The 26,232-nt window shown below is 52.6% G+C and carries 27 protein-coding genes and 2 tRNA genes; 9 read left to right on the top strand and 20 right to left on the bottom strand.

The window, feature by feature from the left end:
* Positions 1 to 21: 21 nt before the first annotated feature.
* The 12 genes from truB to rlmE all read right to left on the bottom strand — a co-directional run bounded on the left by truB (position 22) and on the right by rlmE (position 12,143).
* Positions 22 to 966 (bottom strand): tRNA pseudouridine(55) synthase TruB, encoded by a 945-nt coding sequence (gene truB / locus AC2FC2_RS07090; RefSeq protein ID WP_209634356.1) that lies wholly within the window; start codon positions 964 to 966, stop codon positions 22 to 24.
* Positions 966 to 1,376: a 30S ribosome-binding factor RbfA gene (gene rbfA, locus AC2FC2_RS07095; protein WP_037423156.1), complete on the bottom strand. Its 411-nt coding sequence runs from the start codon at positions 1,374 to 1,376 to the stop codon at positions 966 to 968. The genes truB and rbfA overlap by 1 nt, the downstream gene beginning before the upstream one ends.
* Positions 1,377 to 1,444: 68 nt before the next feature.
* Complete coding sequence (gene infB, locus AC2FC2_RS07100) at positions 1,445 to 4,132, bottom strand: translation initiation factor IF-2 (RefSeq protein WP_209634351.1); 2,688 nt, start codon at positions 4,130 to 4,132, stop codon at positions 1,445 to 1,447.
* 24 nt (positions 4,133 to 4,156) lie between these two features.
* On the bottom strand, positions 4,157 to 5,665 hold the full coding sequence (nusA, locus tag AC2FC2_RS07105) for a transcription termination factor NusA (protein ID WP_490659017.1): 1,509 nt from the start codon (positions 5,663 to 5,665) through the stop codon (positions 4,157 to 4,159).
* A gap of 21 nt (positions 5,666 to 5,686) precedes the next feature.
* Positions 5,687 to 6,139: a ribosome maturation factor RimP gene (gene rimP, locus AC2FC2_RS07110; protein ID WP_004952852.1), complete on the bottom strand. Its 453-nt coding sequence runs from the start codon at positions 6,137 to 6,139 to the stop codon at positions 5,687 to 5,689.
* Between the two features lie 217 nt (positions 6,140 to 6,356).
* Positions 6,357 to 6,433, bottom strand: a tRNA-Met gene (locus tag AC2FC2_RS07115).
* A 60-nt stretch (positions 6,434 to 6,493) separates the two neighbouring features.
* A tRNA-Leu gene (locus AC2FC2_RS07120) sits at positions 6,494 to 6,580 on the bottom strand.
* 77 nt (positions 6,581 to 6,657) lie between these two features.
* A complete protein-coding gene (secG, locus tag AC2FC2_RS07125) occupies positions 6,658 to 6,993 on the bottom strand; it encodes a preprotein translocase subunit SecG (protein ID WP_020824951.1) in 336 nt (111 codons plus the stop codon).
* Positions 6,994 to 7,246: 253 nt separating this feature from the next.
* Positions 7,247 to 8,584: a phosphoglucosamine mutase gene (gene glmM / locus AC2FC2_RS07130; RefSeq protein ID WP_209634349.1), complete on the bottom strand. Its 1,338-nt coding sequence runs from the start codon at positions 8,582 to 8,584 to the stop codon at positions 7,247 to 7,249.
* A 7-nt stretch (positions 8,585 to 8,591) separates the two neighbouring features.
* Positions 8,592 to 9,425 (bottom strand): dihydropteroate synthase, encoded by an 834-nt coding sequence (folP, locus tag AC2FC2_RS07135; RefSeq protein WP_490659018.1) that lies wholly within the window; start codon positions 9,423 to 9,425, stop codon positions 8,592 to 8,594.
* Between the two features lie 100 nt (positions 9,426 to 9,525).
* The gene (gene ftsH, locus AC2FC2_RS07140) at positions 9,526 to 11,457 is read right to left on the bottom strand and encodes an ATP-dependent zinc metalloprotease FtsH (protein WP_037423171.1); all 1,932 of its coding nucleotides are present in this window, start codon (positions 11,455 to 11,457) and stop codon (positions 9,526 to 9,528) included.
* 56 nt (positions 11,458 to 11,513) lie between these two features.
* Positions 11,514 to 12,143, bottom strand: a complete 630-nt coding sequence (gene rlmE, locus AC2FC2_RS07145; RefSeq protein WP_012004940.1) for a 23S rRNA (uridine(2552)-2'-O)-methyltransferase RlmE — start codon at positions 12,141 to 12,143, stop codon at positions 11,514 to 11,516.
* Positions 12,144 to 12,287: 144 nt separating this feature from the next.
* Between rlmE and yhbY the strand changes: the two genes are divergently transcribed.
* A complete protein-coding gene (yhbY, locus tag AC2FC2_RS07150; RefSeq protein WP_004933536.1) occupies positions 12,288 to 12,581 on the top strand; it encodes a ribosome assembly RNA-binding protein YhbY in 294 nt (97 codons plus the stop codon).
* Between the two features lie 114 nt (positions 12,582 to 12,695).
* Here the strand turns inward: yhbY and greA are convergent, their stop codons facing one another.
* The gene (gene greA, locus AC2FC2_RS07155) at positions 12,696 to 13,172 is read right to left on the bottom strand and encodes a transcription elongation factor GreA (RefSeq protein ID WP_209634345.1); all 477 of its coding nucleotides are present in this window, start codon (positions 13,170 to 13,172) and stop codon (positions 12,696 to 12,698) included.
* A gap of 256 nt (positions 13,173 to 13,428) precedes the next feature.
* Here greA and dacB point away from each other — a divergent pair, with 256 nt between their 5' ends.
* The 3 genes from dacB to pmrB are packed head-to-tail and all read left to right on the top strand — an operon-like array spanning position 13,429 to position 16,594.
* Positions 13,429 to 14,862, top strand: coding sequence for a serine-type D-Ala-D-Ala carboxypeptidase (gene dacB, locus AC2FC2_RS07160; protein WP_209634343.1), 1,434 nt, complete (start codon positions 13,429 to 13,431; stop codon positions 14,860 to 14,862).
* Positions 14,863 to 14,870: 8 nt separating this feature from the next.
* A complete protein-coding gene (pmrA, locus tag AC2FC2_RS07165) occupies positions 14,871 to 15,533 on the top strand; it encodes a two-component system response regulator PmrA (protein ID WP_209634341.1) in 663 nt (220 codons plus the stop codon).
* Entirely contained in the window at positions 15,530 to 16,594 is a 1,065-nt protein-coding gene (gene pmrB / locus AC2FC2_RS07170; RefSeq protein ID WP_209634339.1) for a two-component system sensor histidine kinase PmrB, read from the top strand. The genes pmrA and pmrB overlap by 4 nt, the downstream gene beginning before the upstream one ends.
* Before the next feature lie 50 nt (positions 16,595 to 16,644).
* On the opposite strand, the gene cgtA is transcribed toward pmrB, so the two are convergent.
* The 4 genes from cgtA to rplU form a co-directional block, all read right to left on the bottom strand.
* A complete protein-coding gene (gene cgtA / locus AC2FC2_RS07175) occupies positions 16,645 to 17,817 on the bottom strand; it encodes an Obg family GTPase CgtA (protein ID WP_209634337.1) in 1,173 nt (390 codons plus the stop codon).
* Between the two features lie 16 nt (positions 17,818 to 17,833).
* Positions 17,834 to 18,805, bottom strand: coding sequence for a DMT family transporter (locus AC2FC2_RS07180; protein WP_209634335.1), 972 nt, complete (start codon positions 18,803 to 18,805; stop codon positions 17,834 to 17,836).
* Positions 18,806 to 18,917: 112 nt separating this feature from the next.
* Positions 18,918 to 19,175, bottom strand: coding sequence for a 50S ribosomal protein L27 (gene rpmA / locus AC2FC2_RS07185; protein ID WP_004933559.1), 258 nt, complete (start codon positions 19,173 to 19,175; stop codon positions 18,918 to 18,920).
* A gap of 17 nt (positions 19,176 to 19,192) precedes the next feature.
* The gene (gene rplU, locus AC2FC2_RS07190; protein WP_037423192.1) at positions 19,193 to 19,504 is read right to left on the bottom strand and encodes a 50S ribosomal protein L21; all 312 of its coding nucleotides are present in this window, start codon (positions 19,502 to 19,504) and stop codon (positions 19,193 to 19,195) included.
* Between the two features lie 269 nt (positions 19,505 to 19,773).
* On the opposite strand from rplU, the gene ispB reads away from it, so the two are divergent.
* On the top strand, positions 19,774 to 20,745 hold the full coding sequence (gene ispB / locus AC2FC2_RS07195) for an octaprenyl diphosphate synthase (RefSeq protein WP_209634333.1): 972 nt from the start codon (positions 19,774 to 19,776) through the stop codon (positions 20,743 to 20,745).
* 48 nt (positions 20,746 to 20,793) lie between these two features.
* Here the strand turns inward: ispB and AC2FC2_RS07200 are convergent, their stop codons facing one another.
* Positions 20,794 to 21,144, bottom strand: a complete 351-nt coding sequence (locus AC2FC2_RS07200) for a DNA-binding protein (RefSeq protein ID WP_209635264.1) — start codon at positions 21,142 to 21,144, stop codon at positions 20,794 to 20,796.
* Between the two features lie 181 nt (positions 21,145 to 21,325).
* Here AC2FC2_RS07200 and AC2FC2_RS07205 point away from each other — a divergent pair, with 181 nt between their 5' ends.
* Positions 21,326 to 21,586: a helix-turn-helix domain-containing protein gene (locus tag AC2FC2_RS07205; protein WP_209634331.1), complete on the top strand. Its 261-nt coding sequence runs from the start codon at positions 21,326 to 21,328 to the stop codon at positions 21,584 to 21,586.
* 67 nt (positions 21,587 to 21,653) lie between these two features.
* Here AC2FC2_RS07205 and mdh read toward each other — a convergent pair whose 3' ends face one another.
* Positions 21,654 to 22,592, bottom strand: a complete 939-nt coding sequence (mdh, locus tag AC2FC2_RS07210; RefSeq protein ID WP_209634329.1) for a malate dehydrogenase — start codon at positions 22,590 to 22,592, stop codon at positions 21,654 to 21,656.
* Positions 22,593 to 23,057: 465 nt separating this feature from the next.
* Here mdh and argR point away from each other — a divergent pair, with 465 nt between their 5' ends.
* The 3 genes from argR (at position 23,058) to yhcN (AC2FC2_RS07225) (ending at position 24,585) form a co-directional block, all read left to right on the top strand.
* Positions 23,058 to 23,528 (top strand): transcriptional regulator ArgR, encoded by a 471-nt coding sequence (argR, locus tag AC2FC2_RS07215; protein WP_020824937.1) that lies wholly within the window; start codon positions 23,058 to 23,060, stop codon positions 23,526 to 23,528.
* A gap of 405 nt (positions 23,529 to 23,933) precedes the next feature.
* Positions 23,934 to 24,197: a peroxide/acid stress response protein YhcN gene (gene yhcN / locus AC2FC2_RS07220; RefSeq protein ID WP_209634327.1), complete on the top strand. Its 264-nt coding sequence runs from the start codon at positions 23,934 to 23,936 to the stop codon at positions 24,195 to 24,197.
* A gap of 124 nt (positions 24,198 to 24,321) precedes the next feature.
* Positions 24,322 to 24,585, top strand: a complete 264-nt coding sequence (gene yhcN, locus AC2FC2_RS07225) for a peroxide/acid stress response protein YhcN (RefSeq protein ID WP_209635262.1) — start codon at positions 24,322 to 24,324, stop codon at positions 24,583 to 24,585.
* 200 nt (positions 24,586 to 24,785) lie between these two features.
* On the opposite strand, the gene mpl is transcribed toward yhcN (AC2FC2_RS07225), so the two are convergent.
* Positions 24,786 to 26,165, bottom strand: a complete 1,380-nt coding sequence (mpl, locus tag AC2FC2_RS07230; protein ID WP_490659019.1) for a UDP-N-acetylmuramate:L-alanyl-gamma-D-glutamyl-meso-diaminopimelate ligase — start codon at positions 26,163 to 26,165, stop codon at positions 24,786 to 24,788.
* Positions 26,166 to 26,232 lie beyond the last annotated feature (67 nt).

Here is a 26,232-nt window from a genome sequence, read left to right on the forward strand (position 1 = left end):
AAGGCAGCGCGCTTTCTACCCTCAGTCGAAATATTCGACGACCAGGCGGCGCGGCGCCACACGACCATCATCGGCAATATCACCCACGCCGATAAATTTACGTTCTTCACCTTCAGTGATGCGCACCATACCTGAAGCCGGTGCGCCGGCGACCTGTACCGGCTGCCCCTGCTTGACGTAACCCGCAACAACGGGCAGCAGGTTCACTTCCGGGTAGTTTTCAACCGGGCTATCCATCGGCATCAGCAGCGGATCGAGCAATTCTGCCGGCGCGATTTCCTGCGCCTGGGCTTGCTCCATCAGTGCGTTCAACTGCTCCAGCGTGACCATGCGTTCGGTCGGATAGGTCGCCACCTGCAGACGACGCAGGTAGATCACATGCGCACCGCAGCCTAACAGCTCGCCGAGGTCATCGGTGATGGTGCGGATGTAAGTGCCTTTTGAGCAGTGAATCTCCAGCTCCAGCTCATCCCCTTCCCAGCGAATAAATTGCAGCTCGTAAACGGTAATGCTGCGTGCTTCACGTGGAACTTCAATACCCTGGCGTGCATACTCATAGAGTTTCTTGCCTTGATACTTCAGCGCTGAGTACATCGAAGGCACTTGCTTGATATCGCCACGGAAGCTTTCAAGCGCTACGTCAAGCTGGGCTTGGGTGAAATTCACCGGACGCTCTTGCACGATTTGACCATCGGCATCCGAAGTATCCGTACGCTGACCAAGACGGGCGATAACACGATAACGTTTATCGGAATCGAGCAGGAACTGTGAAAACTTGGTCGCTTCACCGAGACAGATCGGCAGCATACCGGTCGCCAGCGGATCGAGCGCACCCGTGTGGCCCGCGCGGTTGGCGTTATAGAGACGTTTTACTTTTTGCAGGGCGTCGTTGGATGACAAGCCCTGCGATTTGTCCAACAGCAGGACACCGTGGATATCACGGCCGCGGCGACGAGGGCGACTCATTAAGCCTCCTCGTCATCGCCTGATGCGGAACGGCGTTCGACGTCCTTCTTCACGACGTTGGTGACCAGGTTAGACATGCGCATGCCTTCAACCAGGGAGTTGTCGTAAGCGAAGGTCAACTCTGGAACGACACGCAGGCGCATAGCTTTACCCAGCAGCGTGCGGATATAACCGGAAGCGTCTTGTAATGCTTTAATGCCGTTAGGCACCAGTTCCGGATCGGCGTTTTCGGTCAACACGTTCAGGAAGGTGACATAAACTTTGGCGTAGGCCAAATCACGAGAAACTTCTACACCAGAAACGGTAGCCATGCCGATACGCGGATCTTTGACTTCACGCTGCAGAATGATAGCAATCTCTTTTTGCATCTCTTGTGCCACGCGCTGACCGCGGCTGAATTCTTTTGCCATTTTGGATTCTCCAGACAAATCGGGGGGCACAAGGCCCCCCAGAACAGACTTAAGCAGATGTGCTAGCGTTAAGCGATGGTGCGTTGGATCTCGATGATTTCGAACACTTCGATCATGTCGCCGACGCGCACGTCGTTGTAGTTCTTAACGCCGATACCACATTCCATGCCGTTACGGACTTCGTTAACGTCATCTTTGAAGCGGCGCAGGGATTCCAGCTCGCCTTCATAGATAACCACGTTGTCGCGCAGAACGCGGATTGGGTTGTGACGCTTGATGTTACCCTCGGTAACCATACAACCTGCAATGGCACCAAATTTAGGGGATTTGAACACGTCACGTACTTCGGCCAGGCCGATAATCTGCTGCTTGTACTCAGGCGCCAACATACCGCTCATCGCCTGCTTCACTTCGTCGATCAGGTTATAGATCACGGAGTAGTAACGCAGATCCAGGCTTTCTGCTTCAATCACGCGGCGCGCAGAAGCGTCGGCACGGACGTTGAAGCCCAGGATGATGGCGTTGGAAGCGGCTGCCAGCGTTGCGTCGGTTTCAGTGATACCACCGACACCGGAGCCAACAATCTTCACTTTCACTTCGTCGGTAGAGAGTTTCAGCAGTGAATCCATAATGGCTTCACAAGAACCCTGTACGTCAGATTTCAGTACGATGTTCAGCTCAGAAACTTCACCGTCGGTCATGTTCGCAAACATGTTTTCCAGTTTAGATTTCTGCTGACGCGCCAGTTTAACTTCGCGGAACTTGCCTTGACGGTACAGCGCAACTTCACGCGCTTTCTTCTCGTCACGCACAACAGTCGCTTCATCACCGGCAGCAGGAACGCTGGACAGGCCCAGGATCTCAACCGGAATAGAAGGACCTGCAGAGGTCACTTCACGACCCAGTTCGTCACGCATCGCACGTACGCGGCCGTATTCGAAACCACACAGAACGATATCGCCTTTATTCAGCGTACCTTCTTGTACCAGTACGGTAGCAACCGGACCACGACCTTTATCCAGGAAGGATTCGATAACCACGCCACTTGCCATGCCGCTGCGAACTGCTTTCAGTTCAAGCACTTCAGACTGCAACAGGATTGCGTTCAGCAGTTCGTCGATACCGGTACCGGCTTTCGCAGATACGTGGACGAACTGTGCTTCGCCGCCCCACTCTTCCGGCATAACGCCGTACTGGGACAGTTCCTGCTTAACGCGGTCTGGATCAGCTTCTGGCTTGTCAATCTTGTTCACTGCAACAACCAACGGCACCTGCGCTGCTTTCGCATGCTGGATAGCTTCGATGGTTTGCGGCATCACGCCGTCGTCGGCAGCAACAACCAGAACAACGATGTCAGTCGCCTGAGCACCACGGGCACGCATTGAGGTAAACGCTGCGTGGCCTGGGGTATCCAGGAAGGTGATCATGCCGTTTTCGGTTTCTACGTGGTAAGCACCGATATGCTGGGTAATACCGCCGGCCTCGCCTGCTGCCACCTTGGTGGAGCGGATGTAGTCCAGCAGAGAAGTTTTACCGTGGTCAACGTGGCCCATGATGGTCACAACTGGCGCACGTGGCTCAGCAGCGGCACCGGTATCACGATCGCTCATCAGCGCTTCTTCCAGCTCGTTCTCACGACGCAGGATAACTTTGTGGCCCATCTCTTCGGCAACCAGCTGTGCGGTTTCCTGATCGATGACCTGGTTGATAGTGGCCATTGCGCCCAGTTTCATCATCGCTTTGATGACCTGAGAGCCTTTAACCGCCATCTTGTTAGCCAGTTCAGCTACGGTGATGGTTTCACCGATCACAACGTCACGGTTAACCACTTGAGCCGGCTTGTTGAAGCCCTGCTGCAGAGTGCTTGGCTTACGCTTGCCTTTACCACCACGGGTAACGGCGCGCGCTTCTTCACGGTCTGCTTTAGACTCGGAAAGCTTGTTGCCTTTCTTCTGCTTGGTTGCTTTACCGCCACGCGTACGGCTGCGGCGTTCGCCTTCAACTTTAGCGTCGTTTTCGTCTTCGGCTGCACGGGCGTGCTGAGAGGTGGTCACGTGGTAGTCGGCTGTTTCAACCGCAGCGCTTGCTGCTTCAGCTTCGGCCCACTTCTCACCGTTCTCTTCGGCCATGCGGCGCGCTTCTTCCGCGACACGTTTGGCGTCTTCTTCAACCTTACGTCGTACTTCCTCTTCCGCTTTACGTTTCAGTTCGGCGGCTTCGGCTTCACGGCGTGCTTTTTCTGCCTGAGCTGGCTTGGTCATTTCGTCGGTATGTTGATTCGTCACTTTTTCTTTTTCCGCTGAATTACGCTTAGCAATCTCCGCGGCCTCACGTTTGGCTTGCTCTTCGGCTACGCGCTTTGCTTCTGCTTCGCGTTTCGCTAGCTCTTCTGCTGCGCGCTGTGCCTGCTCTTCCGCTTCACGCTGTGCCTGCTCTGCCGCTTCAGCCTGTTGGGCTTCTGGCGTATCGCGATTTACATAAGTGCGTTTCTTGCGGACCTCAATTTGCACCGATTTACTTTTACCGCCGGTGCTCGGAATATTCAAGGTGCTGCGCGTTTTGCGCTGCAACGTGAGCTTACCCGGCGCGCTACCGTGTTCACGGTTCAAGTGCGCCAGTAAAGCTTCTTTCTCATGTTGGGTTACAGAGTCTGTCTCAGACTTGTTAATCCCTGCATCAGCAAACTGCTGTACCAGGCGATCAACTGGAGTCTGAATCTCTGCTGCCAGCGATTTTACGGTTACATCTGTCGTCATGCTGTTCCTTCCTGCTACAGTTTATTACGCGTTGTCGCCAAACCAACAGATATTACGTGCGGCCATAATCAGCTCGCCGGCTCGCTCATCGCTAAGCCCTTCAATATCAGCCAGATCGTCAACACCCTGCTCGGCAAGATCTTCCAGCGTACAAACCCCACGCGCGGCCAGTTTAAAGGCCATGCTGCGCTCAAGACCCGGCAGGTTGAGCAAATCATCAGCAGGTTTTTGGTCGCCCAGGCTTTCTTCTTGTGCCAGGGCCAGCGTGGTCAATGCAGCTTTGGCGCGATCGCGCAACGCTTCAACCATATCTTCATCCAGACCGTCGATTTCCAGCAACTCTTTGATTGGCACGTAAGCCAACTCTTCCAGAGTAGAGAAGCCTTCTTCAACCAGTACGGTGGCGAAATCTTCGTCAATATCAAGATGCTTGGTGAAGGTATCAATGGCGGCATGAGCTTCGGCCTGATGCTTGGCCTGCAGATCGTCCGCCGTCATCACGTTCAGTTCCCAACGGTCATCGTCACGATGTTGTTTTAACAGCTGGGATGCCAAACGCACGTTTTGGCCATTACGGCCGATCGCCTGTGCCAGATTGCTGGCTTCAACGGCGATGTCCATAGTGCAATTATCTTCATCAACCACGATAGAGGCAACATCAGCTGGCGCCATAGCGTTGATGACGAACTGCGCTGGGTTATCATCCCACAGGATGATGTCGATACGTTCACCGCCGAGCTCGCTCGAAACGGCCTGAACGCGCGCACCGCGCATACCGACGCAAGCACCGACAGGGTCGATACGCTTGTCGTTGGTTTTCACTGCAATTTTTGCACGGGAGCCAGGATCACGGGCTGCCGCTTTAATTTCGATAACTTCTTCGCCGATTTCCGGTACTTCGATGCGGAACAGTTCTTTCAGCATCTCGGCGCTGGAGCGGCTGACAAACAGCTGCGCACCACGGGCTTCAGGACGAACAGCGTACAGGATGCCGCGGATGCGGTCGCCCGGACGGAAGTTTTCGCGTGGCAGCATGTCTTCACGACCAATCACTGCTTCAGCGTTGCTACCCAGATCCAGCGCAATGCTGTCACGGTTAACTTTTTTCACCACGCCGGTGACGATTTCACCTTCGTGCTGACGGAAAGCATCAACAACCATGGCGCGCTCAGCTTCGCGTACTTTCTGTACGATAACCTGTTTCGCGGTCTGAGTGGTGATACGGTCAAAGGTAACAGACTCAATCTGATCTTCGATGTAACCGCCCAGCTCAATGCCTGGCTCTTCATACTGTGCAGCTTCCAGCGTGATTTCACGCGTCGGCTGAGTCACTTCATCTACGGCGACCCAACGGCGGAAGGTATCGAAATCGCCAGTTTTGCGATCAATGCTGACGCGAACTTCGATTTCCTGCTCGTATTTTTTCTTGGTGGCGGTGGCTAATGCGGTTTCCAGCGCTTCGAAAATCTTCTCACGCGGAAGGGATTTTTCATTGGAAACAGCTTCAACAACAGCCAGAATCTCTTTATTCATCCTAGTTGCCTCATCCAAACTTTAAAAGTGGGGTACCAGGTTCGCTTTCTGGATATTGCTCAGCGCGAACACTTCATCTTTCCCTTCCACAGTAACCGTGATCATCTCGCCATCGACAGACTTAATAATGCCCTGCCATTTGCGACGGTTCTGTACGGCCATGCGCAGGACCAGGCTGACTTCTTCACCGAGGAAACGCGTATAGTGCTCTGCGGTGAACATCGGGCGATCAAGGCCAGGAGAGGAGACTTCCAAGTTGTAAGCGACTGTGATTGGCTCTTCAACGTCCAATACAGCGCTGACCTGGTGGCTGACATCAGCACAATCGTCAACATTGATGCCGTTTTCACTATCAATATAGATACGGAGCGTCGATTGGCGCGCACGAATAAATTCGATGCCTACAAGTTCAAAGCCCAACGCTTCTACCGGTGCCGAAAGCATCTCTGTTAATTTTTGCTCTAATGTGGACAAGCCCACCCCCAAGACATAAAAAAAGGGCCTAATAGCCCAGTGATTCTGTTGCCAAATAACAAAAAACCCCGAAAATTCGGGGCTTTATGCAACTGGACCCTGTTTGCCGCTAAGCGGCTTCGGTGCAACTTTCTAACAAGTGTCATTTTCAAATGTTGATCGAGAAAAGCGGAATTCAATCGAAAAGTGTATTTGAAAATAAACACTTAAAGGAAAGTGGTTGCGGGGGCCGGATTTGAACCGACGACCTTCGGGTTATGAGCCCGACGAGCTACCAGGCTGCTCCACCCCGCGTCCGAAAACGTGGCAAATATTACGCCGATAATCGCAAAATTGCAAGTTATCTCTGGGATTTGGTACCGAGGATGGGACTCGAACCCACAAGCCCGTTAGGGCACTACCACCTCAAGGTAGCGTGTCTACCAATTCCACCACCTCGGTACTGATTCTTACTGCTAACGGCTGTTATTTATATGAGGTAACAACAACCGTTTTCAAACTCTGTTACTGCTTGGCGCTTACTGCGGGATATCGCTGCTCGGCTTGGTTGGTGCTGCCGGCGCGGTAGTCTGCTCAGATTTCACTGGCTGACCCAAATTTTCCCACTCGCTGCCTTTCTTGCTCTGGTTGGTGCTCAGGTTGCCCAAGATCAGACTGATGACGAAAAACAACGTCGCCAACACAGCTGTCATGCGGGTCATGAAGTTACCGGAACCACTCGAACCGAACAATGTGCCAGATGCACCTGCTCCGAATGAGGCTCCCATATCAGCGCCTTTACCTTGCTGCAGCATAATCAGAGCAACCAGCCCGATTGAGATCAGCAGGAAAATTACCAGAAGAGCTTCGTACATAGTTGTACCCGTATCCTTGCGGCTTCACCGCGTGCCAAATGCTTCACACCCCAAAGGCTTCTATTTCTATTAAGAAGTCGCAGGCGATATATCAAACTGCCCACTGAAGCGGGTGTGAATACTAACCAAAGGCGCCAAACCGCGCAAGGGCAATTTGCAGCCACTGGCGCGTTTGCAGAAAAAAACACCAATAAAATTCGCAGGCTGTGATTTCCGGAGACACTTAGTGGCCCCGGAACGCAGTAATGGTCAATTAACCCGCAGACTTCACCGCATCAGCAATGCGATGCGCCAGCGCAGTAACCTGCTGCTCATCTTCACCTTCCACCATCACACGGATCAAAGGTTCAGTCCCCGATTTACGCAACAGCACGCGGCCACGACCCGCCAATTCAGCCTCAACCTGCTCGGTGATTTTACGCACGTCTTCAGACTCCAGCGGGTTGTGTTCACCGACAAAGCGCACGTTGACCAGAATCTGCGGCAGCAGTTTCATGCCGCTGCACAGATCATGCAGGGTCATGCTATTGCGTACCATCGCGGTCAGCACCTGTAGCCCGGCCACAATGCCATCGCCGGTGGTGGTTTTGTCCAGCAGGATCACATGGCCTGAGTTTTCTGCACCGATGCGCCAGCCCAGTTCCTGCAGCTTTTCCAGTACATAGCGGTCGCCTACCTTAGCGCGCGCAAACGGGATGCCCAGCTGTTTCAATGCCAGCTCCAGCCCCATGTTGCTCATCAGCGTGCCGACAGCGCCACCGCGCAGTTGCCCCTGACGAAGCCCTTCACGGGCAATGATGTAGAGAATCTGGTCGCCATCAACCTTGTTGCCCAAGTGATCCACCATCATCACGCGGTCACCGTCGCCATCAAACGCCAGACCGACATGTGCCTTTTCCAGCAGCACACGCTCCTGCAGTTGACGCACGTCTGTTGCACCACATTTTTCATTGATGTTCATGCCATCCGGCTCAACGCCGATAGCAATCACCGTGGCGCCCAGTTCACGCAGAACGCTAGGTGCAATGTGATAAGTCGCGCCGTTGGCGCAGTCCACCACAATTTTCAGGCCCTTCAGGCTCAGTTCGCTCGGGAAGGTACCTTTACAGAATTCGATATAACGACCCGCTGCATCGATAATTCGGCTGGCTTTACCCAATTCTGAGGATTCGACACAGGTCAGCGGTTTTTCCATTTCAGCTTCAATGGCTTCTTCGACGTGGTCTGGCAGCTTCGCCCCGTCAATGGAGAAGAATTTGATGCCATTGTCGTAAAACGGGTTATGCGATGCCGAGATCACAATACCGGCCTCCGCACGGAAGGTCCGCGTCAAGTATGCCACCGCCGGCGTTGGCATGGGGCCGGTAAAGGAGGCAGACAACCCTGCAGCTGCGAGCCCCGCTTCCAGCGCCGACTCCAGCATATAACCGGAAATACGGGTATCTTTGCCGATAATAATTTTACGTGAACCGTGACGTGCCAATACTTTACCCGCCGCCCAGCCAAGTTTCAGAACGAAATCAGGGGTAATCGGGCTATCACCGACCTTGCCACGAATGCCGTCAGTACCAAAATATTTGCGCTCGCTCATGTCTCTGTCATCCTTTAGCTGAAAGTGTTGCCTCGACGACACGCATCGCCTCGACGGTTTCTTTAACGTCATGCACTCTGACAATCTGTGCGCCCTGCATGGCGGCGATCACCGCACAGGCCACGCTGCCGATAACTCGCTGATCAGGCGGTACATTCAGCAGTTGTCCAATCATCGACTTGCGCGACATCCCTACCAATAGCGGCAGGCCGAAGCGATGAAATTCTGACAATCTGGCCAGAAGCTGATAATTGTGCGCTAAATTCTTACCGAAACCGAATCCTGGGTCGAGCAGCAATTTCTGATTTGTAATACCGGCAGCATGACAACGTTCAATATGTCGTTGGAAAAATGCATGCACATCGCCGATAAGATCATCATAGTGTGGCGTCTGCTGCATGGTACGCGGCTCACCCTGCATGTGCATCAGGCACACCGGCAGGCCACTTTCTGCGGCCGCCGCCAGCGCACCCGGTTCTTGCAGCGAACGAACGTCGTTGATCAGGTGTGCGCCCGCCTGGGCCGACTCGCGAATCACCCCGGCTTTCGAGGTATCCACAGAGATAAAGACTTCAAAACGCTGAGCTATCGCCTCGACTACCGGCACTACCCGTGCGATCTCCTCCTCTTCACTGACCTCTGACGCTCCCGGTCTGGTCGACTCACCACCCACATCAATCATGGTCGCACCGGCCGAAATCAACGCATGTGCATGTAACAACGCTTGATTGAGCTGGTTGTGCTTACCGCCGTCAGAAAAAGAATCCGGAGTTACATTGAGGATCCCCATCACCCTTGGGTGGGAAAGATCGAGAGTCATGTCTCGCACGGTTAACTGCATGGCTAATTCACCTTACTATTGCCTGATTGCCTGGTTTACTGCCCACCGGGCAATAAAAAACCCCGGCATGCCGGGGTTCGATGTTATTACACAGCTAAAGTTACTTGTCTAGCTGTTCAGACATGGTATTGCCTGGGTTTGGCGTACGTGGTTCATCAACCGGCGTTGGGGCTTTTGGTGTGCCGCCGTTGTCGGAATTGCTGCCTTTACCCGCATCGTCCCAACCCGCTGGCGGACGCACGTCTTTACGGTTCATCAGATCGTCGATCTGTGGCGCATCGATGGTTTCATACTTCATCAAGGCATCCTTCATAGAATGCAGGATGTCCATGTTTTCCATCAACAACGCACGCGCACGGATGTAGTTGCGTTCGATCAGGGATTTAACTTCCTGGTCGATAATGCGCGCAGTTTCGTCAGACATGTGCTTCGCCTTGGCGACGGAACGGCCCAAGAACACTTCGCCCTCTTCTTCCGCATACAACAGTGGCCCCAGCTTCTCGGAGAAGCCCCATTGGGTCACCATGTTACGGGCAATCGAGGTTGCCACTTTAATGTCGTTCGACGCACCGGTAGAGACTTTCTCTGGCCCGTAAATGATTTCCTCAGCCAGACGACCGCCATACAGAGTAGAGATTTGGCTCTCCAGTTTCTGACGGCTAGCGCTGATCGCGTCACCTTCCGGCAGGAAGAAGGTCACACCCAATGCACGGCCACGAGGAATAATCGTTACCTTGTGCACCGGATCGTGTTCAGGAACCAGACGACCGATAATGGCGTGGCCTGCTTCGTGATACGCGGTCGACTCTTTCTGCGCTTCGGTCATCACCATGGAGCGGCGTTCTGCCCCCATCATGATCTTGTCTTTGGCTTTTTCAAACTCAACCATCGACACGACACGTTTATTGCCACGGGCAGCAAACAGCGCGGCCTCGTTGACCAGGTTGGCCAGATCGGCACCCGAGAAGCCCGGAGTACCACGTGCCAGCACGGAAGCATCAACATCTGGAGCCAGTGGTACACGACGTGAATGCACCTTCAGGATCTGTTCACGACCACGTACATCTGGCAAGCCAACAACCACCTGACGGTCGAAGCGGCCTGGACGCAGCAATGCCGGGTCAAGCACGTCTGGACGGTTGGTTGCAGCGATGACGATAATGCCTTCGTTGCCTTCAAAACCATCCATTTCAACCAGCATCTGGTTCAGCGTTTGCTCACGTTCATCGTGACCGCCACCCAGACCGGCGCCACGCTGGCGACCAACGGCGTCGATTTCATCGATAAAGATGATGCACGGTGCGGCTTTTTTCGCCTGCTCGAACATATCACGCACACGAGAAGCACCAACACCCACAAACATTTCGACGAAGTCGGAACCGGAAATGGTGAAGAACGGCACTTTTGCCTCACCGGCGATCGCTTTCGCCAGCAGCGTTTTACCGGTCCCTGGAGGGCCAACCATCAGCACACCTTTAGGGATCTTACCGCCCAATTTCTGGAAGCGGCTCGGCTCGCGCAGGTATTCAACCAGTTCGCTCACTTCCTCTTTCGCTTCGTCACAACCTGCAACGTCAGCAAAGGTGGTTTTGATCTGGTCTTCAGTCAGCATGCGGGCCTTGCTCTTGCCAAAGGACATCGCGCCTTTGCCGCCGCCGCCCTGCATTTGCCGCATGAAGAAGATCCAAACCCCGATCAGCAACAGCATTGGGAACCATGAAATAAAGATAGAAGCCAGCAAACTCGGCTCTTCAGGCGGTTCACCAACAACTTTCACATTCTTGGTTAACAACGTATCCAGCAACTTAGGATCGTTGACAGGGATATAGGTCGTGTATTTGTTACTGTCTTTCTTGGTAACGTTAATTTCACGTCCGTTGATTCGCGCTTCGCGAACCTGATCTTGGGTCAGTTCGGACATGAAGGTAGAGTAATCCACCCTACGGCCATTCGACTCGCTGGGCCCAAAGCTCTGGAATACAGACATCAACACTACCGCGATGACTAACCAGAGAATTAGGTTTTTCGCCATGTCACTCAAGGGATTAACCTCATATTACAACTGTGTTAACAAACAGCGTTAGGGTACTACAGCTTGCGCCCTGTCGCTACAATGTACACTTCGCGCGAACGTGCGCGGGAAGCGTCTGGCTTACGAATCTTAACCTTCGTAAACAGGGAGCGAATTTCCCGTAGGTACTCGTCAAAACCATCTCCCTGGAACACCTTCACCAGGAAACTTCCGCCTGGTGCGAGGACATCACGACACATTCCCAGTGCTAATTCCACCAGATACATCGATCTTGGAATATCGACGGCCGGAGTGCCACTCATATTCGGAGCCATGTCAGACATGACTACCTGAACCTTGCTTTCACCTACACGTTCCAACAGAGCCTTGAGCACCAGTTCATCACGAAAATCGCCCTGAAGGAAATCGACGCCAACGATAGGATCCATTGGCAAAATATCACAGGCGATGATGCGGCCGGAACCGCCGATCTGGGTCACGACATACTGCGACCAACCGCCCGGCGCCGCACCTAAGTCCACGACGGTCATGCCAGGTTTAAACAGTTTGTCACTCTGCTGTATTTCATCAAGTTTAAACCAGGCGCGCGAACGCAGCCCTTTTTTCTGCGCCTGTTGCACATATTTATCGCTAAAGTGTTCTTGTAACCAGCGACTGGAGCTAGCAGAACGCTTTTTATTAGCCATCTCGTTTTCCAACTATCATAAAAAGAGTCTTAATGTCAGGTTCGCAGCTCTTGTAGACTCACACCGGTGAAGACCGATTTGGTGATATACATGAGATGGCGGTAGAATGTACCGTTTTCAATCCCAACTTAAGCAAAAAAGACAATGAATCTGAATAATAAACAAAAACAGCACCTGAAAGGCCTGGCGCATCCGTTAAAACCGGTTGTCATGCTGGGTAATAACGGTCTCACCGAAGGGGTGCTGGCTGAAATTGAACAGGCTCTGGAGCATCATGAGCTGATCAAGGTAAAAATCGCTGCTGAAGATCGCGAAACCAAAACCCTGATCGCCGACGCTATCGTGCGTGAAACGGGTGCCTGCAACGTGCAAGTTATCGGCAGTACGCTTATTCTTTACCGCCCGTCTAAAGAGCGCAAGATCAGTCTACCGCGTTAATAAGCATTGGGTTAACGAAAAGGTGCCATGCACCTGATTCAGATAAAAGGCCGCGTGCGGCCTTTTTCCTTTCTTTACAAAACCCTGGCGAATTTCTGAACGAATAGCGAATATTCAGAGATATTCAACCTTCAAGATCTCATAATCGACATCGCCGCCCGGTGTTTTTATCACAACAACATCATCTTGCTCTTTGCCGATCAAACCGCGCGCCATTGGGGAATTGACCGAAATCAGATTTTTCTTGAAATCAGCTTCGTCGTCGCCAACGATACGGTAAGTCACTTCTTCTTCGCTATCCAGGTTCATCACCGAAACGGTGGAGCCAAAAATCACGCGGCCATTATTGGGCATCTTGGTGATATCGATCACCTGCGCGTTCGACAGCTTGGCTTCAATTTCCTGGATACGCCCTTCACAGAATCCCTGCTGCTCACGCGCGGCATGGTACTCTGCGTTTTCTTTCAAATCGCCGTGTTCACGGGCGTCAGCGATATCCGCAATGATTTTCGGACGGCGCACACTTTTCAAAAATTCGAGCTCTTCGCGCAGTTTTTCTGCGCCAAACAAGGTCATCGGAATCTGTTTCATCGTGTAAATACCTCTAAATCTTTCCTGTTCAAATAGCCGTCATCCTGACGTGTTCGTATGAAAAAACGGGGGGTACGTGCCCGCCGCCTCCAGGCGATAAACAAAAGAAGCCTGACTCGGGACACTAGCCCAAGTCAGGATCGATTTTGCATTTTGATACGCATTTTAGCGTAGAGTTCCTTGAGGGTCATCGTTTACTTTTTCCCTGAATGCACCGTAGTATGACGGCACGTTATCCAGCTGTTATCCCGAGATTATGCGTTTTTCACGAATTGTCAGTGCATTGGCTTGCGCATTTGTTCTAAATGCGAATGCGGCCCCGGTTGAAGATTACACACAATATTTGCCTGATGGGGCCAACCTTGCCCTGGTAGTTCAGAAGATCGGCGCCGATACGCCGACCATCGATTATCATTCACAGCAAATGGCGTTACCGGCCAGTACCCAAAAAGTGCTGACCGCGCTGGCTGCATTGTTGCAGCTCGGCCCCGATTACCGCTTCACGACCACGCTGGAGAGTCAAGGCGATATCAGCGACGGCGTTTTGCGCGGCAATTTGATTGCCCGCTTCAGCGGCGATCCCACCTTTAAGCGCCAGAACCTGCGCAATATGGTCGCCATACTGAAAAAGCAGGGTGTGCGGCAAATTACCGGTGATGTGCTGGTCGATACGTCCGTATTCGCCAGCCATGACAAAGCTCCCGGTTGGCCGTGGAACGACCTGACGCAGTGTTTCAGCGCGCCGCCGGCCGCGGCGATTGTCGATCGCAACTGCTTCTCGGTGTCGCTCTACAGCGCGCCGAATCCGGGCGACATGGCCTTTATTCGCGTGGCCTCTTATTACCCGGTCAATATGTTCAGCCAGGTGCGTACGCTGGCGAAAGGGTCACCGGACGCCCAATACTGTGAGCTGGATGTCGTACCCGGCGAGTTAAACCGCTTTACTCTGACTGGCTGTCTGACCCAACGCAGCGATCCATTGCCGCTGGCCTTCGCTATCCAGGATGGTGCCAGCTATGCCGGAGCCATCCTGAAAGATGAGCTGACACAGGCTGGCATCCAGATAGACGGCCACCTAAAGCGCCAGACCCAGCCAGGGCTGAAAGGGACCGTGATAGCACAAACGCAGTCAGCACCGCTGCACGACCTACTGAAGATCATGCTGAAGAAATCGGACAACATGATCGCCGATACCGTATTCCGGACGATCGGGCATGAACGTTTTGGTGTCCCAGGAACGTGGCGTGCCGGCGCTGATGCCGTACGCCAAGTGCTGCGCCAGAAGGCCGGTGTTGATCTGGGCAATAGCATCGTCGTGGACGGTTCAGGGTTATCACGCCATAACCTGCTGGCCCCAGCGACCATGATGCAGGCGCTTCAGTACATTGCGCAGCATGACAATGAGCTGAACTTCATTTCGATGCTACCACTGTCAGGCTACGACGGAACCCTGCGCTACCGCGGCGGGCTACACGAAGCCGGCGTCGACGGTAAGGTTTCTGCAAAAACCGGTGCGCTGCAAGGCGTATATAATCTGGCAGGGTTCATTACAACCGCCAGCGGTCAGCGCTTTGCATTCGTACAGTATCTGTCAGGTTATGCCGTACCGCCGGAAGATCAAAAACAGCGCCGCGCTCCGTTGGTGCGTTTTGAAAGCCGCCTGTACCGGGATATTTATCAGAATAACTGAGGGTTATGATGAAACTGCTGATTGTGGAAGACGATGAGCTCCTGCAACAAGGATTGGCGCTGGCATTAGCAGGGGAAGGCTATGCTTGCGACTGCGCCGCGACGGCGGCGGAGGCCAACGCCCTGCTCATTACTAGCCAGTACAGCATGATCATCCTCGATTTGGGTCTGCCTGACATGGATGGCGCCAGTCTGCTGCGGCAGTGGCGTCGTCAACAAGTTGATTTGCCGGTACTCATTCTGACGGCTCGCGATGCCCTTGAAGACCGTGTTGATGGGCTGGACGCCGGTGCTGACGATTACCTGGTAAAACCCTTTGCGTTGGTTGAACTGCAAGCGCGTGTACGCGCCTTAATTCGCCGCTATCAGGGCCACAGTGACAATCTGATGCAGTTGGATGATCTCCAGCTCAATCTTTCCAGCCAACAAGTCTATGTTCAGCAACAGCCGGTGGAAGTCACACCGAAAGAGTTCGCCATTCTGTCACGCCTGATGATGCGCGCCGGCCAAACGGTCAACCGCGAGTTGTTACAGCAGGATCTTTATACCTGGCAGGATGATTTGGGCTCTAATACGCTAGAAGTGCATATTCATAACCTGCGCCGCAAATTAGGTAAGGACCGTATCCGTACCGTACGTGGCATCGGCTACCGCCTGGAGTCTTCATCATGATCAGCATGCGCCGCCGTCTGTTATTGATGCTGGCGCTGATCCTTTTGGTCACCCAGCTTATTAGCGCCTTTTGGCTTTGGCACGAAAGTCAGGAGCAAATCAGCTTTCTGGTAGATGAAACCCTGTCGGCTAAAGTGCGTACTGAACGTGTCGATACGGAGATCGCCGAAGCCATCGCCTCGCTACTTGCCCCCTCGTTAATCATGATGATAGTCACGCTGCTCGCCTCATTTTGGGCTATCAGTTGGATTATCCGGCCACTCAATCAATTGCAGGAACGGCTGGAGAAGCGTTCCGCCGATAATCTGACGCCACTCCCGCTCAGCAGTGACAGCCTTGAAATGATGGCGGTTACCACCACACTCAACCAACTGTTTTCACGACTGGATAACACTATTCAGCAAGAGCGGCTCTTTACCGCCGATGCCGCACACGAACTGCGCACGCCGCTGGCAGGGATTCGGCTGCATCTGGAACTCATGGAAAAACAGGGCATTCCACAAAGCGGCCCGTTAATTGCCCGCATTGACCAGCTGATGCACACCGTCGAACAATTACTGATGCTCGCGCGCGCCGGGCAAGATTTTGCCAGCGGCCATTACCAACAGTTCGACTGGGTAAACAACGTGATCCAACCGCTGCAGGAAGAGCTTGAGGAATTGGTCGCCCAGCGCGAGCAAAAACTGCAATGGCAATTGCCTGAAACCGCGCCGGTTCATGGTGACCCTGTCCTGTTACGCCTGTTGTTGCGTAATTTGGTGGAAAATGCCCACCGTTACAGCCCAGAAGGCAGCAGTATTCGGGTACAGCTTGCCGCGCAGAAGCACGGTTATTTGCTGCAAGTGATTGATGAAGGCCCGGGAATCAAAGAAAAAATGGTTGGCGAACTCACCCAGGCGTTTCGTCGTATGGACCAGCGCTACGGCGGCAGTGGATTGGGGCTAAATATAGTGACCCGTATCGTACAGCTGCACCAAGGGCGCCTGACGATGGAAAACCGCCAGGATACCCACGGGCTGAATGCCCAATGCTGGCTACCGGAAAACGTGCTAAATAAATAGTGTCGATAAAAAAAGGGCCCAGTGTTAACTGAGCCCTTTTCTTCACAAGATTACTTCTGGTAAACGATTTCGACGCCTTCGTCGTCATCTTCGTCCCAGTCATCATCCCAGTCGTCATCCGCTTCAGCTTCCACTTCTGCGAGTTGTTCACGGTGGTAATCATCCCACATGAACTCGACTTTCTCCGGCGCGCTTTCTTCGATCGCCATCGCCTTCGGCTGCGTGTTGATAAACTGCATTACATCCCAGCACAGCGCGTTGACGCCTTCACGATTAACGGCGGAGATCATGTAGTACTTGCCTTCCCAGCCCATGCCTTCTGCAATCGCCTTGGCACGCACGGCAGCTTCTTCTTCACCAATCACATCAATCTTGTTGAAAACAAGCCAGCGTGGCTTGTCTGCCAGATTTGCGCTGTATTGGTTCAACTCATTGATGATGATTTTGGCATTTTCTACCGGATCAGATTCATCGATAGGAGCGATATCCACCAGGTGCAGCAACACACGGCAGCGTTCCAGATGCTTCAGGAAGCGAATACCCAGCCCGGCACCGTCAGAGGCCCCTTCGATCAACCCCGGAATATCGGCAACCACGAAGCTTTGTTCGTGATCCATACGTACCACACCCAGGCTTGGCACCAAGGTCGTAAACGGATAGTCAGCAACTTTCGGCTTGGCCGCGGAGACTGCACGGATGAAGGTCGACTTGCCGGCATTCGGTAAACCGAGCATGCCCACATCGGCCAACAGCAACAGCTCCAGCAGGATGTCACGCGCTTCACCTGCGGTACCCAGCGTTTTCTGGCGTGGAGCGCGGTTAACGGATGATTTAAATCGGGTATTGCCCAAACCATGCCAACCGCCTTTCGCGACCATCAAAAGCTGGCCATGGCGGGTCATGTCACCGAGGATTTCACCAGTGCCCTGGTCTTGCACACGGGTGCCGACAGGGACTTTGATAGTAATGTCTTTGCCACGCTTGCCTGTACAGTCACGGCTTTGGCCGTTCTGACCACGTTCGGCGCGGAAAGATTTCTCAAAGCGGTAGTCGATCAGCGTGTTGAGGTTTTCGTCCGCCAGCAAATAGACGTCGCCGCCATCGCCGCCGTCACCACCATCTGGCCCGCCGTTCGGGATATATTTTTCGCGGCGGAAGCTGACGCAACCATTACCACCGTCACCTGCAACGACCAAAATCGCTGCTTCATCTACAAACTTCATTTACCGTCTCCGTAAATCATTCACCGGGCTGCTTCAAAGGAGCAACCAGGCGGGTTTCTGCCCGTCGCGGCCACCAACGGTGACCAATTGCGGAAAACATGGCGCCCGCTACCACCACGAAAGCACCGACATAGCCAACGACATTTAATGTCGGGGCGGCGAATACGTGTGGCCAGGCCAACGCCAATAAATCTGAAAAAAGCAGGGTAAACAGCGGTGTCAGCGTAACTAACGCACTCACCTGCGCCGCCTGCCAGCGCGCCATGGCTTCCGCCAGCGCACCATAGCCAATCAGCGTGTTGGCGCCACAGAACAGCAGGCAGGCTAATTGCCAGCCGCTGAGCTGAAAAATCACCCCTGGCTTGGCCAGAGGAAATAAAGCTATTGCACATAAAGTGTACAACATTACCAGTATTTGCGGCGAGGCTAATCGGCGCAGCAACACTTTCTGCGCAACGCCATAAGTGACCCACACCATCGCCGCACACACGCCTAGCAGCACCCCAAGGGTGTAATCCGTCAAGCGAGTGAAAATCTCAATCAGGCTGACGTTAAAAAACAACAACAACCCGAAAATCAGCATTAGCGCGCCTATCACCTGAGTGATGCGCATGCGCTCTTTTAAAATCAGCACGCTGGCAAACATCATGCCGACCGGCGACAGTTGGCCGATCACCTGCGATGCTGTCGGGCTGAGATACTGCAGCGAAGAGCTGAAGAAAATGAAGTTCCCCAGAAGGCCCGCCGTCGCGATAGCCAAAATCAGCAACCAGCGCGGTTGGCGAAATAGAGTCACTGGCGGCAGCCTGCCGCGCACGGCTAAAATAAGCCCCAACCCAAGCGCAGCAATGGTAAAGCGATACCAAACAACGGTAAACGGCTCCATCACTACCAGCACTTCTTTCATCGCAATCGGCAATGCGCCCCAACAAACCGCTGTAGTCACCGCCAGAGAAATGCCAATTCCGACCTGCTGTTTCGTTTCCATCTTACCTTTGCCAGCGCTAACGGGTCTGCGCACAAGCAGCCCAACACCCTAGAATGTAAAAAGCCCCGCAACGAATTGCGGGGCTTACATCTATTTAGTCAGGCTCGGAAAATTATTCAGCTTCGATGCTGATGAATTTACGATTGCTCGGGCCTTTAACTTCGAATTTGACTTTACCGTCTTTCAAAGCAAACAGAGTGTGGTCTTTGCCGCAACCCACGTTGGTACCAGCGTGGAATTTAGTGCCGCGCTGACGAACGATGATGCTGCCTGCCAGTACTGCTTCGCCGCCAAAGCGTTTTACGCCCAGACGTTTAGCTTCTGAATCGCGACCGTTACGAGTCGAGCCGCCAGCCTTTTTGTGTGCCATTAATCTGCTCCCCTAACTTAAGCGCTGATGCCGGTGATTTTAACGTCAGTGAACCACTGACGGTGGCCCTGCTGCTTACGATGGTGTTTACGACGACGAAACTTAACGATCTTAATTTTCTCGCCACGACCGTGAGCAACTACTTCAGCTTTGATCTTACCGCCATCGACGTAAGGAACGCCGATTTTGATATCTTCGCCATTAGCGATCATCAGAATCTGGTCAAACTCAACAGCTTCACCAGTTGCGATGTCCAGCTTTTCCAAGCGAACGGTTTGACCTTCGCTTACTCGGTGTTGTTTGCCACCACTTTGGAAAACCGCGTACATATAAAACTCCGCTTTCCGCGTGCCCAACTGTTCAGTACAGAGCGCGCTATAAATATTCACAATAGGGCGCGAATTCTACGCAATAATCCCGCATATGACAAGAGCAGAATAAGACCAGAAGCAGAAAAAAGAAGAAAAAAAGCACAGTTTCTTTCATGGCGTTTATCTGAACCGTTTTTCAAGTACAATCAGGAGGACAGTTACCGCCATGTACCGATGTGAGCAGCGATCTCAACGCGGTGAAGAGAAACACAGCTGAAAAAAATACAATGAACCTAGAGCAAATTACCGAGTTAACCGCGCAAGATATGGCGGCCGTGAACGCAACAATTCTCGAACAGCTGAATTCTGATGTCACGCTCATCAATCAGCTTGGCTATTACATTATCAGTGGTGGCGGTAAGCGCATCCGCCCGATGATCGCCGTTCTGGCGGCCCGGGCTTTGCATTATCAGGGTGATAAACACATTACCGTTGCTGCGCTGATCGAATTCATTCATACCGCCACGCTGCTCCATGATGACGTGGTAGATGAATCCGACATGCGTCGCGGCAAAGCGACCGCCAATGCCGCCTTTGGCAATGCTGCCAGTGTGTTGGTTGGCGACTTCATCTATACACGGGCTTTCCAGATGATGACGAGTCTGGAATCGCTCCGCGTGCTGGCACTGATGTCCGAAGCCGTTAACGTTATTGCCGAAGGCGAAGTACTGCAGTTAATGAACGTGCACGATCCGGATATCACAGAAGAAAGCTACATGCGGGTGATCTACAGCAAAACTGCACGCCTGTTTGAAGCAGCGGCGCAGTCTTCGGCAATCCTGTCAGACGCAAGCGTTGCAGAGGAAAAAGCGCTGCAGGATTACGGCCGCTATCTTGGTACCGCCTTCCAGTTGATCGACGATCTGCTCGATTACAGCGCCGATGGCAGCACCCTGGGTAAAAATACCGGTGACGACCTCAACGAAGGTAAACCGACATTGCCGTTGCTGCATGCCATGCATAATAGTGAAGGCGAGCAGAAAGCCATGATCCGCGGCGCAATTGAGCAAGGCAACGGTCGTCATTTGCTGGAGCCCGTACTGAAAGCCATGGAGCAATGCGGTTCGCTGGAATACACTCGCCAGCGCGCGGAGGAAGAAGCCGACAAGGCCATTGCCGCGTTGCAGGCCCTGCCTGAATCCCCCCATCGCACCGCGCTGGAAGGATTGGCGCACCTCGCGGTTCAACGTGATTTTTAAGAAACTATAGGCAACCGCTGTTTCCACAGGCCCGCTCGGCGGGTCTGCTCATTTCTCCGGTGAAATTCGCGCCAACAGGCCACCAATACCTTCACGCATCAAGAACGTCAAAACTTTCTCACGTTCGCTCTCTGTCAGGTGATAGTAATACTCAACCCACACCGTCAGTGGGTCCTGACGCTCAACGTCATAAATTGCCGAGTCCTCTTTCAATATCAGAAGATTACGGGTGCTATTAGGTAAGCTGTCGATGTGATATTCCAGCGCTTTGCCTTGTACGCCTTTACGGCGTCGGCTGAGCCAACCTTCACGGCGCGCCATCAAATTTATTCCCTGTGGTGAGGAAGGTAACCCTGCCACGCTTGTCAGCTCCTTGGCGGTAAACCACTCTTTTTTCATAGCCATGATCTCTGGGAAGTTGGCAAATATCTTTTTTTTGGAAACTATTCGGGTATTTTTTAAGAAACTTAGTGGTATGCTAGTTTCCGCATAAGCGATTCATGTTGTTTAAACGATTAATCTTGACCTGTTAGTTATACCACTAACAGAACTTTCGCTAATCAAAAAAAGGAATGCAAACATGAACTCAGAGAATAAGGACTGGCACCCGGCGGATATCATTGCGGCTTTACGTAAGAAGGGAACGACATTGGCGGCGGTATCGCGCAAGGCGGGGCTTAGCTCTTCAACGCTGGCAAACGCGCTATCGCGCCCCTGGCCAAAAGGAGAATGGCTCATTGCCGAAACACTCGACATTCATCCTGCAGAAATCTGGCCAAGCCGTTACTTCGATCCACACACCCATAACCTGCTGGATCGAAAAGCGCGAATTCGGTCATAACCGCAGGCATAAAAAAACCGCCGGAACACTGTCCGGCGGTTTATGCATATCTTACATCGCGGGGTGATCAGTTATTGATAAACTTTTCGCCCAGTTCAATATCTTTATGCAGCACATCCAGCATATCTGTCAGCGCTTTCTGCTCGAATGCACTCAGGGTACCAATGTCTTTGCGTTCTTCAACGCCGTTTTTGCCCAGCACCAGCGGTTGTGCGAAGAAGCGAGCGTATTTGCCATCACCTTCCACATAAGCACATTCCACCACGCCTTTTTCGCCTTGCAGTGCACGAACCAGGGACAGGCCGAAACGCGCTGCTGCCTGGCCCATTGACAGTGTTGCAGACCCGCCACCGGCTTTGGCTTCAACCACTTCCGTACCCGCATTCTGAATACGTTTGGTCAGATCCACCACTTCCTGCTCGGTAAAGCTCACGCCAGGGATCTGTGACAACAGTGGCAGGATGGTCACACCAGAGTGCCCACCGATAACTGGCACGTTCAACTCTTCTGGCTGCTTGCCTTTAAGCTCGGCCACGAAGGTGTTAGAACGGATGATGTCCAGCGAGGTTACGCCGAACAGTTTATTTTTGTCATAAACACCGGCTTTCTTCAGCACTTCTGCTGCGATAGCCACGGTTGTGTTAACCGGATTGGTGATAATACCGATGCAGGCTTTCGGGCAGGTTGTTGCCACTTGCTGAATCAGATTACGCACGATGCCCGCGTTCACGTTGAACAGATCTGAACGGTCCATACCCGGCTTACGTGCAACACCGGCAGAGATCAGCACCACGTCTGCGCCATGCAGAGCTGGCGTTGCGTCTTCGCCGCTGAAGCCTTTGATTTTAACTGCGGTTGGGATGTGGCTTAAATCGACGGCAACACCTGGAGTCACTGGGGCGATGTCGTAGAGAGAGAGTTCAGAACCTGAAGGAAGCTGGGTTTTGAGTAGAAGGGCGAGGGCCTGGCCGATACCGCCAGCAGCACCGAGAACTGCAACTTTCATCCTATACTCCTTTATTATCTTAAATATATAAAGCGCCGTGAATATGTTGGTTACGGACCTTAGATTATTACACCTTTAAAAACAATCTCTTAACAGTTCATTTGAGAACTGGCGCAATAAAACAGCCGATGCCGCGCTCATTTTAGATTAAATAGCTTACGCATTAAGGGCATAGCGCACACTAATCAAAAATACTGCGAGGTTATTCACGAGCAAGTTAACCGGCGGTTACATTACACCCTTACACAACATCAGAACAACATCATTTTAATAACATTTTCTTTACCACCACGAACCACTTTAAGGTCGCCGAAAGGGCATATTCATGGGGTTCGGATTTTGTTAAAATGCCGCCCTTTCCTCATTGTCCGGGCATGATTGTTTTTCCTGGACGTCCTCTTATTGCATAAAAATTCATTTATATGCATAATAATCACTTCTATTGTCAACATTCTACGGTGCAAAATGCGTAATCCCGCAAAGCAGGAAGATCTGATCAAAGCGTTTAAAGCGTTATTGAAAGAAGAAAAATTCAGTTCTCAAGGCGAGATCGTTTTGGCGCTGCAAGAAGAAGGCTTCGAAAACATCAACCAATCCAAAGTATCGCGCATGCTGACCAAGTTCGGCGCAGTGCGTACGCGCAATGCCAAGATGGAAATGGTGTATTGCCTTCCAGCAGAACTCGGTGTGCCGACCACCACCAGCCCGCTGAAGAACCTGGTACTCGATGTCGACCATAACGATGCAGTCGTGGTCATCCACACCAGCCCTGGCGCTGCACAGCTCATTGCCCGCCTGTTGGATTCATTAGGGAAGTCCGAAGGTATCCTGGGCACCATTGCCGGCGACGACACTATTTTTGTTACCCCGGCCAGCAGCTTTACCGCTCGCCAATTGTACGAAGCCATCCTGACGCTGTTTGAACAAGAGTTATGATGCTTAGCGCTAACAAAATGCGGCTAGCCGTCGCGTTTTGTTAGCGCTTCTTTAACCCTATGCTTACGTTTCTCTCATCCCTTTCCACGTAAAACTCTAGATTTCCTTCACACCACAGCACATTTCAATGACATTTCTGTGTAACCAGTGATAGCCACTGCAATCTTTCGCACTTTTGGTCAAAAGCACTTACCTTATTGAAATTACATAAATTTAACATCAAAAGATCATTTTATGACCCGTTTTTATTCCATTTGGTTATAAAAAACAAACAACACCCTGATAAAGTTTCACTAGAAACTGTTAGCTAACTATTAATTTTTAGCGTTACTAGATGTATACTCATTTTCGTGACGTAAATCACAGTTCACTGGAACTGATAAAAGAATACGATGAGGTCAAACCATGAAAATTAAAGCTACCGTTGCAACTATGAGCATTCTATCCATGCTTTCTTTCGGCGCATTTGCAGCACAATCTGTTGATGCAAGCCAGGCAGCAAAAATGCAGGCTGCAGGTACCATTACCGTAAGCGGCGTAGCCGGTGCACCTTCCGACATCCGTCAGGCACTGTCTGAGAAGGCCGATGCCAAAGGCGCAACTGCATACCGTGTCATTGAGGCGCGTAACGAAGGTAACTTCCACGCCACCGCAGAAATTTACAAGTAAGTACAAAATGTTACCCGGAAACGGGCAAAAGAACTCTGGTACCCAGCATCACCGATAACGGCCTTCAAGAATAAAAACGCTGTAAAAGCCCTTCCAGGCGGTTATCGCAACAGGACGCAATATGATGAATATGAAAACAACCCTCGCCGCACTTAGCCTGCTGTCAGTCGTTTCGTTCGGGGCCTCGGCCGCCACGTTAATCACTAATGACCAGGCCGATACCCTGCAATCTGCCGGTACCATCACCGTCAGCGGCATCACCGGCGCGCCTTCTGATATTCGCCAGGCCTTGTCAGACAAAGCTGATAAGCAAGGTGCCAAGGCTTACCGTGTAATTGAAGCCTATGAAAACGGTAATTGGCACGCGACGGCTGAAATCTATAAATAACAATTCAGGGGACGTGCTTACGGAACTGACTACCCTCGTCACTGCCACTGCCGAGTTCTGTCGTAAGCACTGATTCCCTGAAGAAATGTCGTCGTCCTATCCGACGAACCCCGTTGCCCTCGCTCGCGAGGGCTTTTTTATGCGCGAAAAAAAGGGCCGCGACCGGCCCTTAGAAAGGTTGTTTCACGCCCCCCATATGATCAATAGGTGACTTTCGGTTCAGACTTGCGAGCCAAAGCGTCCAACAGTCGATCGTGGATACCGCCGAAGCCGCCGTTGCTCATGACCAGAATATGGTCACCCGGCTGAGCCGTTTTCACAATCATCTCTACCAGGGTGTCGAGATCGGCGCTCCAATGGGCCGGCTGCACGCAGGCTTCCGCCACTTCTGCCACCTGCCAGGGAATATGATGCGGCTGGAACAGGAATACTTCATCGGCACGACCAAGCGATGGCGCCAAATCGTTCTTGCTGATCCCCATTTTCATGGTATTGGAGCGGGGCTCAAGCACGGCAAGAATACGGGCAGTGCCACCAACCTTGCCACGCAGCGCGGCCAAGGTTGCCAAGATAGCCGTTGGGTGATGGGCAAAGTCGTCGTAGACCGTCACTCCATGGGCTTCACCACGCAGTTCCAGACGGCGGCGCGCATTGATGAAATCACCGAGCGCACGGCAAGCATCCGCAGGCATCACACCAACATGGCGCGTAGCAGCAATGGCCATTAAACCATTATGCATGTTGTGTTCACCCACCAGCGACCACTTCACTTCCCCCACCTGCTCACCATGCAGGAATACCGCATAATGGCTGGCGTCCGGTGTTAGCTTCTGTGCACGCCATGCGCCTTCTTCCCCGACCAGCTCCTGCTCGCTCCAGCAGCCCATCGCCATCACCTGTTTCAGGTGATTGTCGTTGTCAGGCAAAATGATCTTGCCCTTGCCGGGAACCAAGCGCACCAGATGATGGAACTGTTTCTGGATCGCTTTCAGATCATCGAAGATATCGGCGTGATCAAACTCCAGATTATTCATGATCAGCGTACGTGGGCTGTAATGCACAAACTTGGAACGCTTGTCGAAGAACGCGCAGTCATACTCGTCAGCTTCGATCACAAAGAACGGGCTCTCGCCCAAGCGGGCGGAAACGTCAAAGTTGCCAGGAACACCGCCGATCACAAAGCCCGGTTTATATCCGCAGACGTCGAGGATCCAGGTTGCCATACCCGCAGTGGTGGTCTTACCGTGAGTCCCGGCAACGGCCAGCACCCAGCGATCGCGCAGCACATAGTCATGCAACCACTGTGGACCGGAAACGTAAGGGATGCCCTGCTCCAATACCGCTTCAACACAGGGATTGCCACGCGTCATGGCGTTACCAATGATCACCAGATCCGGCATGGGATCCAACTGAGCGGGATCGTAGCCTTGGATCAGTTCGATCCCTTCCTTCTCCAACAGCGTGCTCATCGGCGGATAGACATTAGCGTCAGAGCCGGTCACCTCATGCCCTAGCGAGCGAGCCAGCACAGCGAGCCCGCCCATAAAGGTGCCACAGATCCCAAGAATGTGAATGCGCATAGTTTTCTCATAGAGTACGTCGAATGTTGGCTTATTCTAACGCCCAGAATCATCCAGAAGAAATGGA

It is taken from the genome of Serratia sp. CoH_122_TC_1 (assembly GCF_058191755.1).

What these genes read in the sequence shown, in the direction of transcription:
- pmrA (WP_209634341.1), top strand. Translation starts at nt 14,871, where the DNA reads ATGAAACTGCTGATTGTGGAAGACGATGAGCTCCTGCAACAAGGATTG.
- AC2FC2_RS07200 (WP_209635264.1), bottom strand. Translation starts at nt 21,144, where the DNA reads ATGAAAAAAGAGTGGTTTACCGCCAAGGAGCTGACAAGCGTGGCAGGG.
- ispB (WP_209634333.1), top strand. Translation starts at nt 19,774, where the DNA reads ATGAACCTAGAGCAAATTACCGAGTTAACCGCGCAAGATATGGCGGCC.
- pmrB (WP_209634339.1), top strand. Translation starts at nt 15,530, where the DNA reads ATGATCAGCATGCGCCGCCGTCTGTTATTGATGCTGGCGCTGATCCTT.
- ftsH (WP_037423171.1), bottom strand. Translation starts at nt 11,457, where the DNA reads ATGGCGAAAAACCTAATTCTCTGGTTAGTCATCGCGGTAGTGTTGATG.
- yhcN (WP_209635262.1), top strand. Translation starts at nt 24,322, where the DNA reads ATGAATATGAAAACAACCCTCGCCGCACTTAGCCTGCTGTCAGTCGTT.
- dacB (WP_209634343.1), top strand. Translation starts at nt 13,429, where the DNA reads ATGCGTTTTTCACGAATTGTCAGTGCATTGGCTTGCGCATTTGTTCTA.
- greA (WP_209634345.1), bottom strand. Translation starts at nt 13,172, where the DNA reads ATGAAACAGATTCCGATGACCTTGTTTGGCGCAGAAAAACTGCGCGAA.
- mdh (WP_209634329.1), bottom strand. Translation starts at nt 22,592, where the DNA reads ATGAAAGTTGCAGTTCTCGGTGCTGCTGGCGGTATCGGCCAGGCCCTC.
- cgtA (WP_209634337.1), bottom strand. Translation starts at nt 17,817, where the DNA reads ATGAAGTTTGTAGATGAAGCAGCGATTTTGGTCGTTGCAGGTGACGGT.
- yhbY (WP_004933536.1), top strand. Translation starts at nt 12,288, where the DNA reads ATGAATCTGAATAATAAACAAAAACAGCACCTGAAAGGCCTGGCGCAT.
- truB (WP_209634356.1), bottom strand. Translation starts at nt 966, where the DNA reads ATGAGTCGCCCTCGTCGCCGCGGCCGTGATATCCACGGTGTCCTGCTG.
- rlmE (WP_012004940.1), bottom strand. Translation starts at nt 12,143, where the DNA reads ATGGCTAATAAAAAGCGTTCTGCTAGCTCCAGTCGCTGGTTACAAGAA.
- yhcN (WP_209634327.1), top strand. Translation starts at nt 23,934, where the DNA reads ATGAAAATTAAAGCTACCGTTGCAACTATGAGCATTCTATCCATGCTT.
- argR (WP_020824937.1), top strand. Translation starts at nt 23,058, where the DNA reads ATGCGTAATCCCGCAAAGCAGGAAGATCTGATCAAAGCGTTTAAAGCG.
- rplU (WP_037423192.1), bottom strand. Translation starts at nt 19,504, where the DNA reads ATGTACGCGGTTTTCCAAAGTGGTGGCAAACAACACCGAGTAAGCGAA.
- glmM (WP_209634349.1), bottom strand. Translation starts at nt 8,584, where the DNA reads ATGAGCGAGCGCAAATATTTTGGTACTGACGGCATTCGTGGCAAGGTC.
- secG (WP_020824951.1), bottom strand. Translation starts at nt 6,993, where the DNA reads ATGTACGAAGCTCTTCTGGTAATTTTCCTGCTGATCTCAATCGGGCTG.
- nusA (WP_490659017.1), bottom strand. Translation starts at nt 5,665, where the DNA reads ATGAATAAAGAGATTCTGGCTGTTGTTGAAGCTGTTTCCAATGAAAAA.
- rbfA (WP_037423156.1), bottom strand. Translation starts at nt 1,376, where the DNA reads ATGGCAAAAGAATTCAGCCGCGGTCAGCGCGTGGCACAAGAGATGCAA.
- AC2FC2_RS07205 (WP_209634331.1), top strand. Translation starts at nt 21,326, where the DNA reads ATGAACTCAGAGAATAAGGACTGGCACCCGGCGGATATCATTGCGGCT.
- AC2FC2_RS07180 (WP_209634335.1), bottom strand. Translation starts at nt 18,805, where the DNA reads ATGGAAACGAAACAGCAGGTCGGAATTGGCATTTCTCTGGCGGTGACT.
- rpmA (WP_004933559.1), bottom strand. Translation starts at nt 19,175, where the DNA reads ATGGCACACAAAAAGGCTGGCGGCTCGACTCGTAACGGTCGCGATTCA.
- infB (WP_209634351.1), bottom strand. Translation starts at nt 4,132, where the DNA reads ATGACGACAGATGTAACCGTAAAATCGCTGGCAGCAGAGATTCAGACT.
- mpl (WP_490659019.1), bottom strand. Translation starts at nt 26,165, where the DNA reads ATGCGCATTCACATTCTTGGGATCTGTGGCACCTTTATGGGCGGGCTC.
- folP (WP_490659018.1), bottom strand. Translation starts at nt 9,425, where the DNA reads ATGCAGTTAACCGTGCGAGACATGACTCTCGATCTTTCCCACCCAAGG.